The sequence below is a fragment of the Pollutimonas bauzanensis genome (assembly GCF_040393045.1).
Taxonomy (GTDB): Bacteria; Pseudomonadota; Gammaproteobacteria; order Burkholderiales; family Burkholderiaceae_B; genus Pollutimonas; species Pollutimonas bauzanensis_A.
Window position 1 is genome coordinate 1 of sequence record NZ_JBEBUX010000108.1, and the last position, 14,640, is coordinate 14,640.

Sequence of the window (14,640 nt, forward strand, 5' to 3'; positions counted from 1 at the left end):
GCTATGTCCTTCGACCCCAGACATATTTGGGACGGTGAAATCAATGGTGATGATGAATGAATGACTCTTCCAAGGGGCTCCATGAACCTGGTGCTCCTACGGTGATAACGCGTCGACAACGACGAATCTCCCTCGTCTGGCTGGTACCCATTATTGCAGCCTTGATCGGCCTCTCTATGTTGGTGCAAGCCTGGATGATGAAAGGCCCCGTAATTAATATCACGTTTCACACTGCGAGCGGTTTGGAAGAAGGAAAGACCCTTGTGAAGTACAAGGACGTAACCGTAGGCACAGTTACTACAATAACTCTTAGCGAGGACGGTTCCCGTGTGGCTGCGACGGTAGCGTTGGATAAGGATGCTGTGAGCTTGGCCCGTAAGGACTCGCAGTTTTGGGTGGTACGCCCGCGCATCGGTATTGATGGTGTTTCCGGGGTCGATACTCTACTTTCGGGGGCATATATCAGCGTCGATCGAGGTCAATCGACTGTACCCGCTATGGAGTTCACGGGCTTGGAAAGTCCTCCCACTGTCATAGGCGACACGCCTGGCCGGTCTTTCATTTTGCACACCGAGGATCTCGGCTCGCTAGACATCGGGTCACCTGTCTATTACCGACGCATTCAAGTCGGGCGTGTTGCTTCATACCAGTTGGGGGAGGACGGCAGATCGGTCACTCTACGTCTCTTCGTTAACGCACCTTACGACCGCTTTGTCACCACGGCAACACGCTTCTGGAACGCAAGCGGGGTTGATGTTTCGCTGGGTGCAGACGGACTCAAACTGCAGACGCAATCGATAGCCACAATTCTGGCTGGAGGAGTTTCCTTCGGAAATTCCCCGGGCGTCACTGGCGAACCAGTTGCAGCGGATACAAAGTACGAATTGGCCAAGGATCAACAGGCAGCCCTGGCTCCGCCTGACGGGCCATCGCAGACTGTCCATTTAGTCTTCGAACAATCTTTGCGAGGTCTGACCGCTGGGGCGCCAGTGCAGTTCGATGGCATAGATCTGGGTAGGGTCATATCCATCAAGCCAGATTACGATCCCGTCAAGCATCGCTTTCAATCTGCGGTCGGTATCGTAATTTATCCGCAGCGGCTGGGCGAGATTATGGAAAAACTACCAACATCCGACGGGGACGAGGAGGATCGGGCGGCACACATGCTGCAAGAAATGGTAGCCCATGGCCTGAGAGCCCAGGCAAGAACAGGAAACATGCTGACTGGCCAACTTTACATCGCTCTTGACTTCATCCCTAATACACCAAAGGTGGCCTTTGATCCTTTACGTCGTCCGTTAACGCTGCCGACCGTCAGTGGGAGCTTCGATCAATTGCAAGAACGGTTCGCTAGCATCGTTGGCAAGATTGACAAGATGCCGTTAGACAGTATCGCGCGCAATCTTGACGCATCCTTTGCTAACCTGAACAAAGTGCTGAAGCAGGTGGACAGCCGAGTTCTACCACAGACTACGCAGACACTTCGTCAAGCTCAGCAAACCATCGGTGTGGCGCACGGAATGCTCGCCGAAGATGCGACGTTGCGACAAAGCCTTGGTCAGACCTTGCAGGAGATTCAGCGTGCAGCTCGCTCAGTACGCACATTAACTGATCTTTTGAGCCGATATCCGGAAGCAGTAATGCGAGGCCGTCCTAAGAACGCCACATTCGAGGCTACCGGAGACCCGCTAGCCAGCACCATAGAGACCCCAAAAAGATGATCCGACCTATTTGCATCAGCCTGCTCGTTCTGACCCTCGGGATAGCAGCCTGCACCACTTCTGCGCCCGTTCGCCATTACACATTGTTAAACCCCAAGATCGATGTCCAGTCTCAGGGCGAACCTAGTCGCTTCGTGCTCGAAGTGCTTCCAGTCAGTTTGCCGGAGTATTTAAATCAGCCCCAACTCGTTGTGAGACAAGATGACAATGGCATGCTCTCCGTTCTGGACGACGAGCGGTGGCTAGGGCCATTGGACGAGGAGATACGTAACGCGTTATCGGCGCAGTTGGCTAATCGCTTGGGCACCCAAGACGTTGCTGGGTTGTCCTGGCCGAGCGATGTGCAGGTGATTAAGGTGAAACTGCAGGTTCGTCGGTTTGACGCATGGCCGGGAAAACTCGTACAGCTTGAGGCGGGTTGGACCGTGGGGGATGCACGGGAAACAGGCGATGCCAAACTGGTTTGCCACGGACGTTTTGAAGAACCAGCGGCGGCTGGTTATCCCGAGCTGGTGCAAGCACAGCAGCGCGTGATCGCCGCGTTAGCCCAACAGATCGCACAGGACGCAAGGACGCGGTCGGTCTCGCACCAGTCGAAGTGTGAGCGACCCCAGGTATCCTAATCGGCTGCTTGTCAGGCGTGCCTAGGTAGGCGCCCCAAGTTTATGGGATCTAGATGGGATCAACCGGTTAACGAACCTGAGCCACCTGGAGAAATGCCTTGTTAAGCGCCCGGTCCTGAAGACCGGCTGCAAGCAAGCACCAAAGCAGTACCCGACTTTTTTGCGGCGACAACCAGCCGGACATAAGCACACCCAGTTCCTGTAAATGTATTTCGGATCCCGGATAGGCATAAGTGCGGGTAGCCGTAGGACCAAATGGCACACGGCTAGCCATAACAACCGGCACACTGTTCTTCAGATCTTCCAGACGCTGGGCAAACCGTCCATTACAGTGCCCGGCTCCTACGCCAGCAATCACCAGTCCGCCAAAACCGGCATTCATCGCTGCTTCTAGCAGGCGGCCGTCATCGCCAGGCCATGTCGCCACAATGCCTACATCAGCCTGCTGTGCCGAAGGCAGAGCGCCTGCTTCCCACGCCAATTCCTTACACGGCGGTTCGGGGCGCTTCCCACTGCTGGCATCTGTAAACACCGCTAGGGACTCCAGCACCATACCCATAGGACCTGACGGATATGACGTAAAGGTTTCAACCGCCAGCGTATGGCTTTTCATTACCCACATGGGGCAGTGAATGACATCGTTAAGCACTACGGCCACGCGTCGGTTGCGCATCCCTTGGCTAGTGACGGCGATCAGGGCGGCAAAGATATTGGCCGGGCCGTCGGCTCCTATTTCAGAGGCTCCACGCATAGCCGCGGTAAATACTACTGGAATGGTACGCGACCAACACAGATGGAAGAAAAAAGCGCTTTCTTCCAGTGTGTCCGTACCTTGGGTTACAACAATACCTTCATAGCCTTCGTCAGCCTTGGCGTGCGCCCAGCTAAGGAGTTTGAGTAAATCGCTAAATCCGAGAGAGGCGCTGCCTACGGAAGTCAAGGACGTCATTTCCAGACATGCAATGGATGCGGCCTGAGGCACGGCTGCAAGGAGGTGCTCCGCCGTAAGCGCCGGCTGCAGGCCTGTTTCTGACGTACCTACCATAGCGATAGTACCGCCCAAGGCACCCACAGCAATGCGAGGGAGGGAACTCGCTGCAGAAGTCATACAGTAAGACGTAAAGTCTGCAACATCATGGGACCACCTGATAAATGTTTGTCTTTTGATTCCGTTGATCGGTGAGGTCAAGGCTCGACCTGATGTGCTCACAATGGTGAACGAGTTCTGCCACACACTGTTCCGCATCCCGAGCCTCTATCAGGTCCACTAAACGTTCGTGCTCGTCGACAAGACACAACACGGTCCTGTCTGTTTCATACAGCGACTGGATCAAACAAACGCGATGAATCAGCAGTTTGATCGTATCGAGGATAACCTTGTTGTCGACGATCTCGGCCACCAAAACGTGAAAATTACCGGCGATTTGGTTGAAGTCAGCCTTCCCCGTTTGATACGCCTCACGTTCGCGCGCCGTGTACTCCCTTAGACGTTTAACATCTTGCTCCGATGTCCGTTCGCAGGCCAATCTGAACAAAATAGATTCGAGGTGAGCACGCGCCTCGAAAACGTCGCGCGCTTCCTTGACAGAAGGCCGTGAAATAAACGCGCCACGGTTTAGCTTGAATTCGATTACACCTTCCATTTCGAGGCGTTCTAATACACGGCGCACCCGCGGCCTGGATAAACCATTGGCTGCCGCCAGATGCATTTCGTTCAGGTGCTCGCCTGGCCGAAGACTTTTCCCGATAATTGCCGTGACAATGCGGCGAGACATGCGTTCTTCAAGATCGAGTTTTTCCTCTCTTTGCCCTCGGGCTTGAGAAGGCTTTTTGTGTTCTGTGGCTTTCTTGGGATCGACTTCAGACGACATACATGAATAAAGAGGCATACGCCTACGCAGCATTGAGAACAAGTTTGTAATCTAGTTTAGCCGATGGGCTTTTATAAAGCACTCCCGTCACTTTATAGACGAATACGTAGAAGAGGGATATCGACAAACTCGCAGTCGCCAGGAGATTTTTCTTCGTGGATAACCATTAAAAAGCTCCGCCCCCCTTTGAGAACGCTAATCCCAGCGTGCCAGACGTTGGGCCTATAGGTGATCCCAACGTCGCCTGGCACGCAAAACGCCTGCAATGAAGAGAGTAGTGGCCGGTCATCATTACCATTCTCACATACGACCACAAGATAGGTCTCGACGTCCTGGGGGAAGAAACTCTGGCTGGAATAGGAATGCCGCTCTATTGTTCCTATCTCAATATTCGTATCCTGGGTGCGATCATCGGCTTGAACCTGGGCAAGATTGATTCGAGCATCCTTGCGTAGATTCTCAATAACGCCAAAGTGATCGAAGCGTCCAGCATCACCGGTGGGACGAAATACGAACCCGAACGGATTAAATAAAGATTCTTCGATCTGCTGAATTTGAATCTCTTTAAAGCTATGTTCTGTCATGTGTATTTACTCTTAAGCTCATTGGGCGCGTTCTTGACGACCCCGTACCAGCTGCGACAATGTAACAGCAATAACCAGGGCTGCACCATAGAAAAGATCTTGTACAAATGTGCTGATACCCAATACTGAAAGTCCTGTAATACCTGTAATCAGGAAGTACACCGCGACCATTGACCCCCATGGATTGAATCGCCCAGGACTGATGCATGTAGCACCCAAGAACGACGCTGCAAAAGCAGGCATCAAAAAAGCCATCCCTGATGACGGGTCGGCCGCCCCCGTCGTACCTGTGTATACAACGCCGCCCAGAGCGCCAAACAACGCAGACATTACCAGCGCACCCCAACGAACTCGATCGACATTAATACCACTCAAACGCGCGACTTCCCTACCTCGGCCCACGAAAAGCAGGCGTCTGCCGACTGCGGTGTAGGTAAAGACATACCAAGACGCAAAGCAAATAACCAAGGCATAGTAGAACGCCAAGGGAATACCAAGGAAACGCGAAGCGATGACAGCCTCGATCAGACGGTTGTCCACGCCGCTAATCGTCATGGAGTCACTAATCCATAAGGTGATTCCGTGCAAAAATGTGCCTACGCCAAGTGTCACGATTAACGAGTGGATCCTGAAATAAACAGTGAAAAACCCGTTGGCAAATCCCGTGACCAACGCCATCGCAAGAACGGCCAAAATACAGATATAAAGATCTATCCCCATATTCACGTTCATCACTGCAATCATCATGGAGCTGAGCGTCAGCACACTGGCAATGGAAAGATCGAAGTCGCCTGACGTTAAAGGAATAATGAGCCCTAAAGTAACAATGACCAATACCGCCTGGGAGCCGAACATCGTGGAGAAGGTCGCCCAGTTCAGAAAACTCTCGGGCCGCAACCAACCGAAGAAGGCAATTGTCAGCAACCACACAATTACCAGCCCATACGTTTCTACCTGTAGCGCGACACTTCCTACCCGTCGCTTCTTGGCATTCGTTTGACTAGCAGCTTTTATATCAGCACTCATCTTCAATCCCCATAGCACTCAAGCAGTGCTTTATTTCTCTGCGCCGAAACAATGTTCGGCAATCGTATTCTTCGTGACGTCGTCACCGCTTAGCTGCGAGACAATCCGCCCGCGATCAAAGACCATCACGGTGTCACACAGTGCTTCGAGCTGCTCAAAGTCGGAACTGGCAACAACAATTGCTGCACCTTTGCTGGCGACTTTTCGCAAATGAGTGAATAGTTGCTGGCGAGCCCCTACATCGACTCCCTGAGTCGGCTCGTCAAGTAACACAAGCGAAGGATCCAACTGCAACCACTTTGCCATCACGGCCTTTTGCTGGTTGCCGCCAGAAAAATTTTGAATATCCAACTCGACAGTCCGAGGGCGAATATCGAAAGATTCCATAAGGGCTTGCGCGTTATCAGACAAGACCGTTGAGATGATGGCCCATGGACTGCCCAAACGGCCGTAAACCGGCATACTCAAGTTTTCCGTTACGCTGAGACTGCCGATGACTGCATTGTTTTGGCGATCTGCTGGGATTAGCACCATGCCCTGACAGATAGATCGCTCGGGAGTATTGTCTGAGACAGCGCCACCCACTTGTTGCTGCCCATTCAGTGCAAAAGTACCCGAACGGGCCTTCTTTGCCCCGTACAGAAGGTAAGGAAGCTCGTCGTAACCCGATCCGATCAAACCCGTAAGCCCGACAATTTCCCCTTTTGCTACCCGCAGTTCAACGTTCTTGACGACTTCTCCGCTAAGACCCGAAATCTCCAGGGCGGGCAAGTCCTGTTTTGCTGATGTCGGTTTGGCTTTGCGTTCAAGACGATGCCCGACAATCATTTCGACAATGTCATCCTTGCTGGCATTCTTCGTCTCAAAAGTACCGGCCACCTTGCCATCGCGAAGCACTGTTGCACGATCGGTAATTTCAAGAACCTCGTCAATATCATGGGAAACGAAGATCACCCCCGCGCCGTCGGCTACCACTTGTTTAATCAAAGAAAATAGGCGCTGTACATCCTTGCGCGGCAAGAAAGGAGTCGGCTCGTCAAGTATCAGCAAACCCGCGTTACCCATCTTGCCCAAGTCCCTGAAGGCGCGCACAATTGCCAGCAGTGCGCGCTCTACCGGACTGATGTCATATATCGTTGACATCGGATCAATGTCGATCTGATAGCGCTCAAACAACGCTCGAGCATTTTTAGCCTCACGCGCCCAGTTGATCTTCCACCGGTTTTCTGTTGCCAGATCACCCAGCAGAAGATTCTCTAGCACCGTGAGCGATGGCAGAATTCCCAAATGCTGATGCACAAAGCTGATACCTAGTTCTCGTGCTCCCCCAAAGGGCATGGGCAAGTTCACCTCTTTGCCTCCAAACCACATCCGCGCCCCGGGATCGGGCGCATGGAAACCTGCCAATACTTTGATCAGGGTGGATTTTCCGGAGCCATTGTGCCCGAGCAGACCATGTACCTCCTGCCCACGTACGTTCAGGTGAGCCCCATCTAAGGCCTGCGCTCCACCGAAGTGTTTGGATAGGCTTTCTATCCTTAGCAACGGGCTGGTCGCCGGCCCCTGTTGATCTGCAACATTCGAGCTCATTGAAGCTTCCAAAGCTTGTTGTAGCCTTCAAGGTAAGCATCGCCATAACCCGTGGACAACTTGGGAGGCGTGCCGGCTGTCTGCGCATTGTCTTTATCGAAGATAAAGAAAGGAATTTTAGGATCCTTAATTTGCTCCAGACCACAAAGCATACGCATTTCTGCGTCCAGCACCGCGTGGGCAATCCAATCCAGGTTCTCACCGATATCCATTTCGACCTTGCCTTGCTGGATGAGTCCAATGACAAAAGGCGTACCATTAAAGGTGGCGATCTTCACGCTGTCTTGCTTGCCGGTGAGGGTAATAGCCGGAATGATGAACTGGGACATGCTGTCATAGATGGGCAAGATATAGTTGATCGTTGCATCTCGCAGGAGCTCAGACTGTACAGTGGGTTGAATCTTTGTAGACCACTCGGTAACAGGGACATTTTGGATCTTATATTTGCAGTCAGGACAGATTTCAGCGAACTCTGCTTTGATGCCCTCGACCATCGATCCCGTAGAAAAAACCTCACTAGAAATAAGGACCAGCACGTTTGCCTTGCCCTGAGTATCCATAATGGCCCAGTCGGCGATCAGCTGGCCCGCCTTGCGGTAGTCAATAGGCACTGCCTCTACCCCATTTGAAATTGGCTGCTCGAAGCCCGAGTAATGGGAGGCAACCACCTTGATACCAGCATCTCGTGCACGCTTGATTTGAGGAGCAAGTACCTTCGGGTCCGTGCCGCCGATCATGTCGATCAAATCAAACTTGTTATCCACAGCAAAGTTGACGCCCTGAACCCACTGCGTCAATTGACCCTGGTTTTGCCACTCCATGAACTCGAACCCGACCTTCTTAGCCACGTCTTTCATTGCGTTGTTGATATTCTTCACAAACGGGTTAGCGCTCGAGTTGGGAATGCTCATCAACTTTTTACCTGCCATGCAGGCTTTTGCATCGAAGGCGGGGCCAGCTGCGACAAATTTAGGAAGTTCGCGATACGGCTGCAATCGTTCCTTCGCAATATCGGCAGGCGACTGCGCTGCGACATGCCCGCTTAACATCAGTAGTCCTGCCAACGCCAACATTTTCTTGAACATGGTAATCCCCAAAACAAAGTTCTACGTTAAAAGCAAATTACTTGATTTGTTCCCTGTCAAGCCAGGCATGAGCGATTTGTTCGCGCGTAGCGAACCAGACGTCGGGAAACTGTCGCGCATAGTCAAAGAACCATTTCAATGCACGGATCCGACCGGGACGCCCCACCATGCGGGTGTGCAGGCCGATTGACATCATTCGGGGACCGTTTGCCGCTTCGGCATACAACACATCGAAGCTTTCTCTGATGTATTCGAAGAAATCAGACGCTTGAGTCAGTCCTGGTGAGTTCCAAAACCGGAAATCATTGACGTCAGCGGTGTAAGGGACGACAAGGTGACGTTTTCCTTCGACTTGCACAAAATAAGGGACGTCATCGTTATACGCGTCCGCGTCGTATAGAAAACCGCCCTCTTCCACCACTAACCGGCGAGTGCGCACGCTGGGGCCATAGCGACAGTACCAACCGACTGGGCGTTTGCCGCATGATCGCTCCAGTGACTCGATGGCCAGGCGAATGTGCTCTCGTTCTTCTTCCTCGGTAAGCCGAAACACCTCTTCCCAGCGGTAACCATGGCTGCAGATTTCATGACCCGCCTGAACCATAGCCATCGCCACTTCGGGGTTTTGCTCCATGGCTACCGCACACGCGAATATAGTGGCCGGCACATTGGCGTCTTGCAGAGAATCCAGTATGCGCCAGACGCCTACCCGCGAGCCGTATTCATACATCGACTCCATAGCGAGATTGCGTACGCCGGGAGGAAATGCATAGCTACCCCATTCAGTCATCGTCTCTTGGTCTGGATCCCCCATGGCATGAGAGCGCTCGGAGCCTTCCTCGTAATTGACGACAACGTTAATCGCAAGACGGGCCCCATTGGGCCAAGCGCCCGTAGGGCGGTTTCTGCCATAACCCACCAGGTCTCGGGGCGGATAAACCATGTGCCAACTCCTTCAGTATGCAGCCGTAGACTTTAGTGACTGTAAAATTGCAGACAATTATGTCTGAAATTCAGTCGAGCCACTATAAGGTGCAATTAGATGCGGCGTAAACCTAGTATTAGTACTAGGGTAAGTTCACGCTCCATAATGCGTTTAGGCTTTGCGACCCCGAAGATATTTCGAGTCTGACTGTAGGGCGTTCCGAAGATTGGGACAATGGTGGTGAACACCGCGGGGCCAATAGCGGTGGCGGAGTCCACTATCTCCGCCCTTTCGTTACATCACCAAGGGTCTGAACAATAGCATTGAGCGACCGACGCTTTAAAGCACCCGGCAAGGTCACCACGCGAATCTCCCTGCTCAGGGAGGGGCTCAGCGCAATAAGCCTGATCTGGTCATCGTCGAGGAAAGGTTGCAGACTTAAAGACGGAAGCACAGAAACCAGTCCGATCTTCTTGATGAATTCAATAATTGCGGAAACATTACGGCAGTTACACACCTCTTTGGGCGTAAAGCCAGCAGTGAAGCAAGCATTCAATAATATGCTTCGATAAGGGGCTGCTCCCTGATTGATTGCCCACATGTCATCCGCAAGATCAGCAAGGTGAATGGTTTTACGGTTTGCTAGGGGATGCTCCCTGCTCACCACCGCGACGAAATCATCAGTTCCCAGCGTAGAGATCTCAAGCGAACGGGCAGGACGCTGAATATCGGCCCATTCGTCGATAATCGCGATATCGATCTCCCGCGCGACCACAGCACGAATACCGTCCTGTGAAGCGTACTCTGTAAACATAAGCGTCAACCTGGGGTGGAGTTGGCGAAGGATACTGAACGCAGTAGGAACGATACCCGTCGAAAATGACCCGAACGCCGACAGGCGAACCTGACCGACCACCACGTCGGACGAACTGGCAAGCTCGGCCTCGATATCTTCCACCATATCGAACAACGCGCCTATCCGAGACGAAAGCCGTTCGCCTTCAGTGGTCATTCGGATACCACTAGACGTGCGCTCGAACAAGGTGGATCCCACTTCTTTTTCAAGCAATGCCAATTGCTGAGAAACAGCAGGTCGCGTTGTACCTCGAGCTCGTGCCACAGCTGTAATGGTTCCAAGAGTCGTCAACTCGTTCAGAAGCCTCAACCTCGTGAGATTCAGCATCAAAATTCCCTTTCTAGAACTGAGCTTTTATGTTTGGCAGTAAGTATATCTTACGCATATCGTTAAAAATTCTGTCGTTTACTCTTACGTTACTCGACGGTAATCTTAATTCGAAATCACAAGCATGCCGCTCGCCTGCAAACTTTTTATCGGTAGATTACCAATGAACCTCATGTCAAAAAAAACAACGCAACACACCACGGATGATTTCGGCAATCCCATTGATCCAACAGTCGGATATGCTCGCGGAAAGATCATTCAGTCCAGCGTCGAAGAGAATCAACGTTTGATCTACGGCCAACGGCTGGCAACCAACCGGCTGACAGAACAGGGAGCCGCGTCAATTACCGTATTCACGGGTAATCAACGGGCATTTCCAGTGCATCCTGAAGACCTGGAGCTTCGATGTGAAGAATGGTTTGGGCCCGGCATCATCATTGACGAACTCAAGGCAAACGTCATTGCCCACATGGATGGCGACGCCGACAACGACTTTGCGATTTTCAATCGCTCCAGTGCAGGCATCATCGCGCTGATTACCGCTTTGGCCGATGACAGGCCTGTTGTCAGCGGCGTACCGTCAGGCAGCCGTTCACATACATCAGTCATCCGCGGCTGCCGTATCGCTCAAGTCGCTCTGCACGAGCATGCCCACCTTGAAAGCTTCCGTAAAGCGTTGGAAAGCTATCAGCCGAAGCTCGCGATCATTACTACAGTCACCAGCAACCTTGACAGGCTGGACGAGGAGACGATCCGGTCGATGATAAAAAGCGCACAGAGCGCCGGGGCCATTGCATTTGTTGACGACGCTTATGGGGCGCGCATCCGGCCCATACTGCATCAGGGTATTTCGGCAATGCGCATGGGTGCAGACTTGGCTATCACCAATTGCGACAAGGCAGGGCTCACCGGACCACGCGCCGGAATACTGATAGGCCGCTCTGACCTTATTCCAAAAATCGCCGCCAAGGGCGCCGAGTTGGGCATGGAGGCACGAGCCCCGATTCTAGTGGCGGTCATGCGCTCACTTTCATCGTTTACGCCTAGCCTGTTGATTGACGAACATGAACTGGGCGGCGCACTTACGAAGCTGATGCGTCGACAATATGGCGAAAGCATTGTCGCATCCAGTGATCTGGGTCCCATCATCGACGAGAACGATATGCTGCGACTGGTCCTACAACGAGCAAACAGGCCAGTTGACCGAGCAAACATCGTTCCCGCGGAAGCCACGGCCGCATTGGGCGCGCTGCTGCTGCGCGATCACGGCATTCTGACAACAAACACCCACGGGCAGCCAGGGGCAAAAGTGTCGTTACGACTACGCCCGACGCCGGAGGCGCTGGACCGAATTGGCGACATGCAAAAAGTAGTCGACGCACTTGACAGCTGCATTGAACACCTCGCGGGCTTGGTTGATGACACTGAGGCCATATCTAATTTAATCTTAGGATATTCAAAATGAACAGCGCCGCACAGAAAGAAAAACTAACACTCCTTGATGCACAGCTCGACCGCCTCACCAACATTGACATTGGGCAACGCGGTGTTGAGCATCTCAGTGCCGCGGCTCGCGGCAGGTTGGTTGGACAATCCCCTGTTGGGGCGGCTGCGTCAATGATTCAGGACCTTGAGAACGGTAGCACCGTACTATTGACAACGGGATCACCGTCGCGCGCGTGGGTCTCGCCCACCATTGGAGAAAATGATGGCCCCGCGGGCGCCGCGGTTCTCGCTCGCGCGCTCTCGCTAGGGAAAAATATTCACACAGTCGTTGTATGCGAAGCCACGCTGATTCCCGCTATATCTGCCATCTTCACCGCCGCAGGGCTGTCCGTTTTGCCATTTGACGACGCACGCCGCGCCGTTGCTGATAGCAGCTTGGCTGTTGCATCATTCGAGCCTTTCCCTGTCACCGACGCAGAAGCCCACGCCGCAGCGGAGGGTTTCCTGAACCGCATTGCCCCAGCGCTGCTTATATCAACGGAGCGCGTAGGCCGGGCTACCGATGGCGTTTATTACAGCATGCGTGGCATCGACTACGGCATGGGCAGATCGCGAATCGATATCCTGTTCGAGTACGCCATGGCCCGACAGGTGAAAAGCGTCTGCATCGGTGACGGAGGTAACGAGATCGGAATGGGCGCCGTGGCCGATGCTGTCACGCGACATGTAAAGTTTGGCGAGAAAATCTGCGCAACCACCAGCTGCGATATTTTGGTAACAGCAGCATGCAGCAATTGGGGATGCACGGCTATCACGGCCGCACTCGCCGCGCGTATCGGCAAATATGAAATTCTCCACACGCCAGAATTGGAATCCAGACTTTTGCATCGGGGCGTTGACGTGGGCCTCATCAATTCCATGGACAACGTAGTCGATGCAAACGTCGATGGCATTAGCGCCCAAACGCACCTGAGTATTGTTCAGTTCATCCATGAGCTCACGGCCCGATATTTGAAGTTGAAAAAAAACCAAGAAACCTCGTCCACGAACTCACTGTAGAGAGAAATCATGTTGATTAGAAAACTCTTAAAAGTATGCCCAGCCGCTATCCTTGCCGTCATGACCTCGACGGCCCAAGCTTCGGAGTGGCCGCAACGGCCAGTAACAATCGTCGTGCCGTTCGCGCCTGGGGGCTCCACCGATGTGGTCGCCCGCACGATGGCCCAAGAATTGTCCAAGAAATTCGATATGCAGTTCATCGTCGAGAATAAGCCGGGAGGCAGCACAACTATCGCGAGTAGTTATGTATCACGCGCGAAACCTGATGGCTATACGCTTTATATCGGCACAATGGGCATGCATGGAATGGACAAAATTCTTTATCCCAGCATCACCTATGATGGCATTGACGGATTCACACATATTACCCGATGGGTAAGCTTTCCAATGATTGTCGTCGCCAATCCCAACAAAGGATTAAACAACTTCAAGGATCTGATCAAAAAAGCAAAAGAGAACCCTGACCAGGTAACGCATGCCAGTGCGGGTGTGGGTTCCTCTAATCACCTGGCCGCCGTGTTGTTCATGAAAGAATCGGGCATCAAGCTGATGAACATCCCGTACAAAGGCGGTAATCCGGCCACCGTTGCTGCGCTGTCCGGTGAAGTCGATATTAGCTTTGCCACACCCCCCTCCGTCATCGCTCATGTAAAAGCAGGGAGACTCAAGGCGCTTGGTCTCTCATCCTCAGGAAAATCTACTTTGTTTCCCAGTATCCCGTCAGCAACCGAATCGGGGTTACCAAGTTATAACTTCAAGGTCTGGCACGGCTTCTACGGCCCAGCAGGCATCCCTGTCGATATCACCGATAAGCTATTCAACGCCAGCAAGGAAATTTTGGCGGAGGAACACGTAAAAAAGACCTTTGCCGATCTAGGTATGGATGTCGATCCATCAGCGTCCGTCGCTGAGTTCAATGATTTTGTAAGAGGCGTTGCAGCAACTACTGTTGAGTTAGGGGCTGCAGTGCAGGCCGACGGTGGCTAAAAAAAAATGAAAGAATAGCCAGGTGGTAGCCTGGCTATTCTTTCTGGTCTCTGGAATCGTCGAAGTGCTTAGCTTTGTGCCGCAGGCCTTCAACAAGCGGATATAAGGGGAGCGGGCACCCCGGAAGAGAATCGACCTTGCGGCAGAGTTCAGACCTCCGTCACGCGCGTCGGGCCGCATGTCAGCACCCGCAAAGACTGGAAAAGGCCGGCTTCGGTCCCGTACGCGACTTTGCACGTTACGCGGTCGTTGGTCAGCTCCCTGATCAGTTTCGTTATTTCTGACGCTTTGTCTGGGCTTAAGCCCGCGGCTCGCGAGGAACTGGACACAACAACATCAGCCGCAGCATGTTCGCCTTGCCTTATCGTAGTATCCCCGATGCTTATGTGTATTCGCAATATCTCGGATCTTGCAAATCAGGCTCGCTGCGTGCTCAATCGCATTGCACATTGATGCCCTTTGCGCCACCACCACTTTCGTTCCCGAGGGCTCCGCTTAAAGGTCGATAAATCCAGCTCCAGAATTATAATTATCGTTGGA

Annotated in this window: 13 protein-coding genes; 5 read left to right on the plus strand and 8 right to left on the minus strand. The window is 52.8% G+C overall.

Annotated features, from left to right (window positions below; genetic code table 11):
• Positions 1–56 precede the first annotated feature (56 nt).
• Together ABWO67_RS15070 and ABWO67_RS15075 are read left to right on the plus strand one after the other, a co-directional pair.
• Positions 57–1,721, plus strand: coding sequence for a PqiB family protein (locus ABWO67_RS15070; RefSeq protein WP_353152937.1), 1,665 nt, complete (start codon positions 57–59; stop codon positions 1,719–1,721).
• Positions 1,718–2,344, plus strand: coding sequence for a PqiC family protein (locus ABWO67_RS15075; RefSeq protein WP_353152939.1), 627 nt, complete (start codon positions 1,718–1,720; stop codon positions 2,342–2,344). The genes ABWO67_RS15070 and ABWO67_RS15075 overlap by 4 nt, the downstream gene beginning before the upstream one ends.
• A 67-nt stretch (positions 2,345–2,411) precedes the next feature.
• Here the strand turns inward: ABWO67_RS15075 and ABWO67_RS15080 are convergent, their stop codons facing one another.
• From ABWO67_RS15080 to ABWO67_RS15115, 8 genes are all read right to left on the minus strand, one after another.
• Complete coding sequence (locus tag ABWO67_RS15080) at positions 2,412–3,452, minus strand: asparaginase (RefSeq protein ID WP_353152941.1); 1,041 nt, start codon at positions 3,450–3,452, stop codon at positions 2,412–2,414.
• Between the two features lie 25 nt (positions 3,453–3,477).
• On the minus strand, positions 3,478–4,215 hold the full coding sequence (locus ABWO67_RS15085) for a GntR family transcriptional regulator (protein ID WP_353152943.1): 738 nt from the start codon (positions 4,213–4,215) through the stop codon (positions 3,478–3,480).
• Positions 4,216–4,307: 92 nt separating this feature from the next.
• Positions 4,308–4,799 (minus strand): ureidoglycolate lyase, encoded by a 492-nt coding sequence (locus tag ABWO67_RS15090; RefSeq protein ID WP_353152945.1) that lies wholly within the window; start codon positions 4,797–4,799, stop codon positions 4,308–4,310.
• A gap of 18 nt (positions 4,800–4,817) precedes the next feature.
• Positions 4,818–5,825, minus strand: coding sequence for an ABC transporter permease (locus ABWO67_RS15095; RefSeq protein ID WP_353152947.1), 1,008 nt, complete (start codon positions 5,823–5,825; stop codon positions 4,818–4,820).
• Between the two features lie 30 nt (positions 5,826–5,855).
• Positions 5,856–7,415: a sugar ABC transporter ATP-binding protein gene (locus tag ABWO67_RS15100; protein WP_353152949.1), complete on the minus strand. Its 1,560-nt coding sequence runs from the start codon at positions 7,413–7,415 to the stop codon at positions 5,856–5,858.
• Entirely contained in the window at positions 7,412–8,500 is a 1,089-nt protein-coding gene (locus ABWO67_RS15105) for a sugar ABC transporter substrate-binding protein (RefSeq protein ID WP_353152951.1), read from the minus strand. Before ABWO67_RS15105 ends, ABWO67_RS15100 begins: the two co-directional genes overlap by 4 nt.
• A gap of 37 nt (positions 8,501–8,537) precedes the next feature.
• On the minus strand, positions 8,538–9,443 hold the full coding sequence (locus ABWO67_RS15110; RefSeq protein WP_353152953.1) for an allantoinase PuuE: 906 nt from the start codon (positions 9,441–9,443) through the stop codon (positions 8,538–8,540).
• Between the two features lie 259 nt (positions 9,444–9,702).
• Positions 9,703–10,608: a LysR family transcriptional regulator gene (locus ABWO67_RS15115; RefSeq protein ID WP_353152955.1), complete on the minus strand. Its 906-nt coding sequence runs from the start codon at positions 10,606–10,608 to the stop codon at positions 9,703–9,705.
• Positions 10,609–10,780: 172 nt separating this feature from the next.
• Between ABWO67_RS15115 and ABWO67_RS15120 the strand changes: the two genes are divergently transcribed.
• The 3 genes from ABWO67_RS15120 to ABWO67_RS15130 are packed head-to-tail and all read left to right on the plus strand — an operon-like array spanning position 10,781 to position 14,100.
• The gene (locus ABWO67_RS15120) at positions 10,781–12,073 is read left to right on the plus strand and encodes an aminotransferase class I/II-fold pyridoxal phosphate-dependent enzyme (RefSeq protein WP_353152956.1); all 1,293 of its coding nucleotides are present in this window, start codon (positions 10,781–10,783) and stop codon (positions 12,071–12,073) included.
• Complete coding sequence (locus ABWO67_RS15125) at positions 12,070–13,113, plus strand: glutamate cyclase domain-containing protein (RefSeq protein WP_353152958.1); 1,044 nt, start codon at positions 12,070–12,072, stop codon at positions 13,111–13,113. Before ABWO67_RS15120 ends, ABWO67_RS15125 begins: the two co-directional genes overlap by 4 nt.
• Before the next feature lie 9 nt (positions 13,114–13,122).
• The gene (locus ABWO67_RS15130) at positions 13,123–14,100 is read left to right on the plus strand and encodes a Bug family tripartite tricarboxylate transporter substrate binding protein (RefSeq protein ID WP_353152960.1); all 978 of its coding nucleotides are present in this window, start codon (positions 13,123–13,125) and stop codon (positions 14,098–14,100) included.
• Positions 14,101–14,640: the final 540 nt, after the last annotated feature.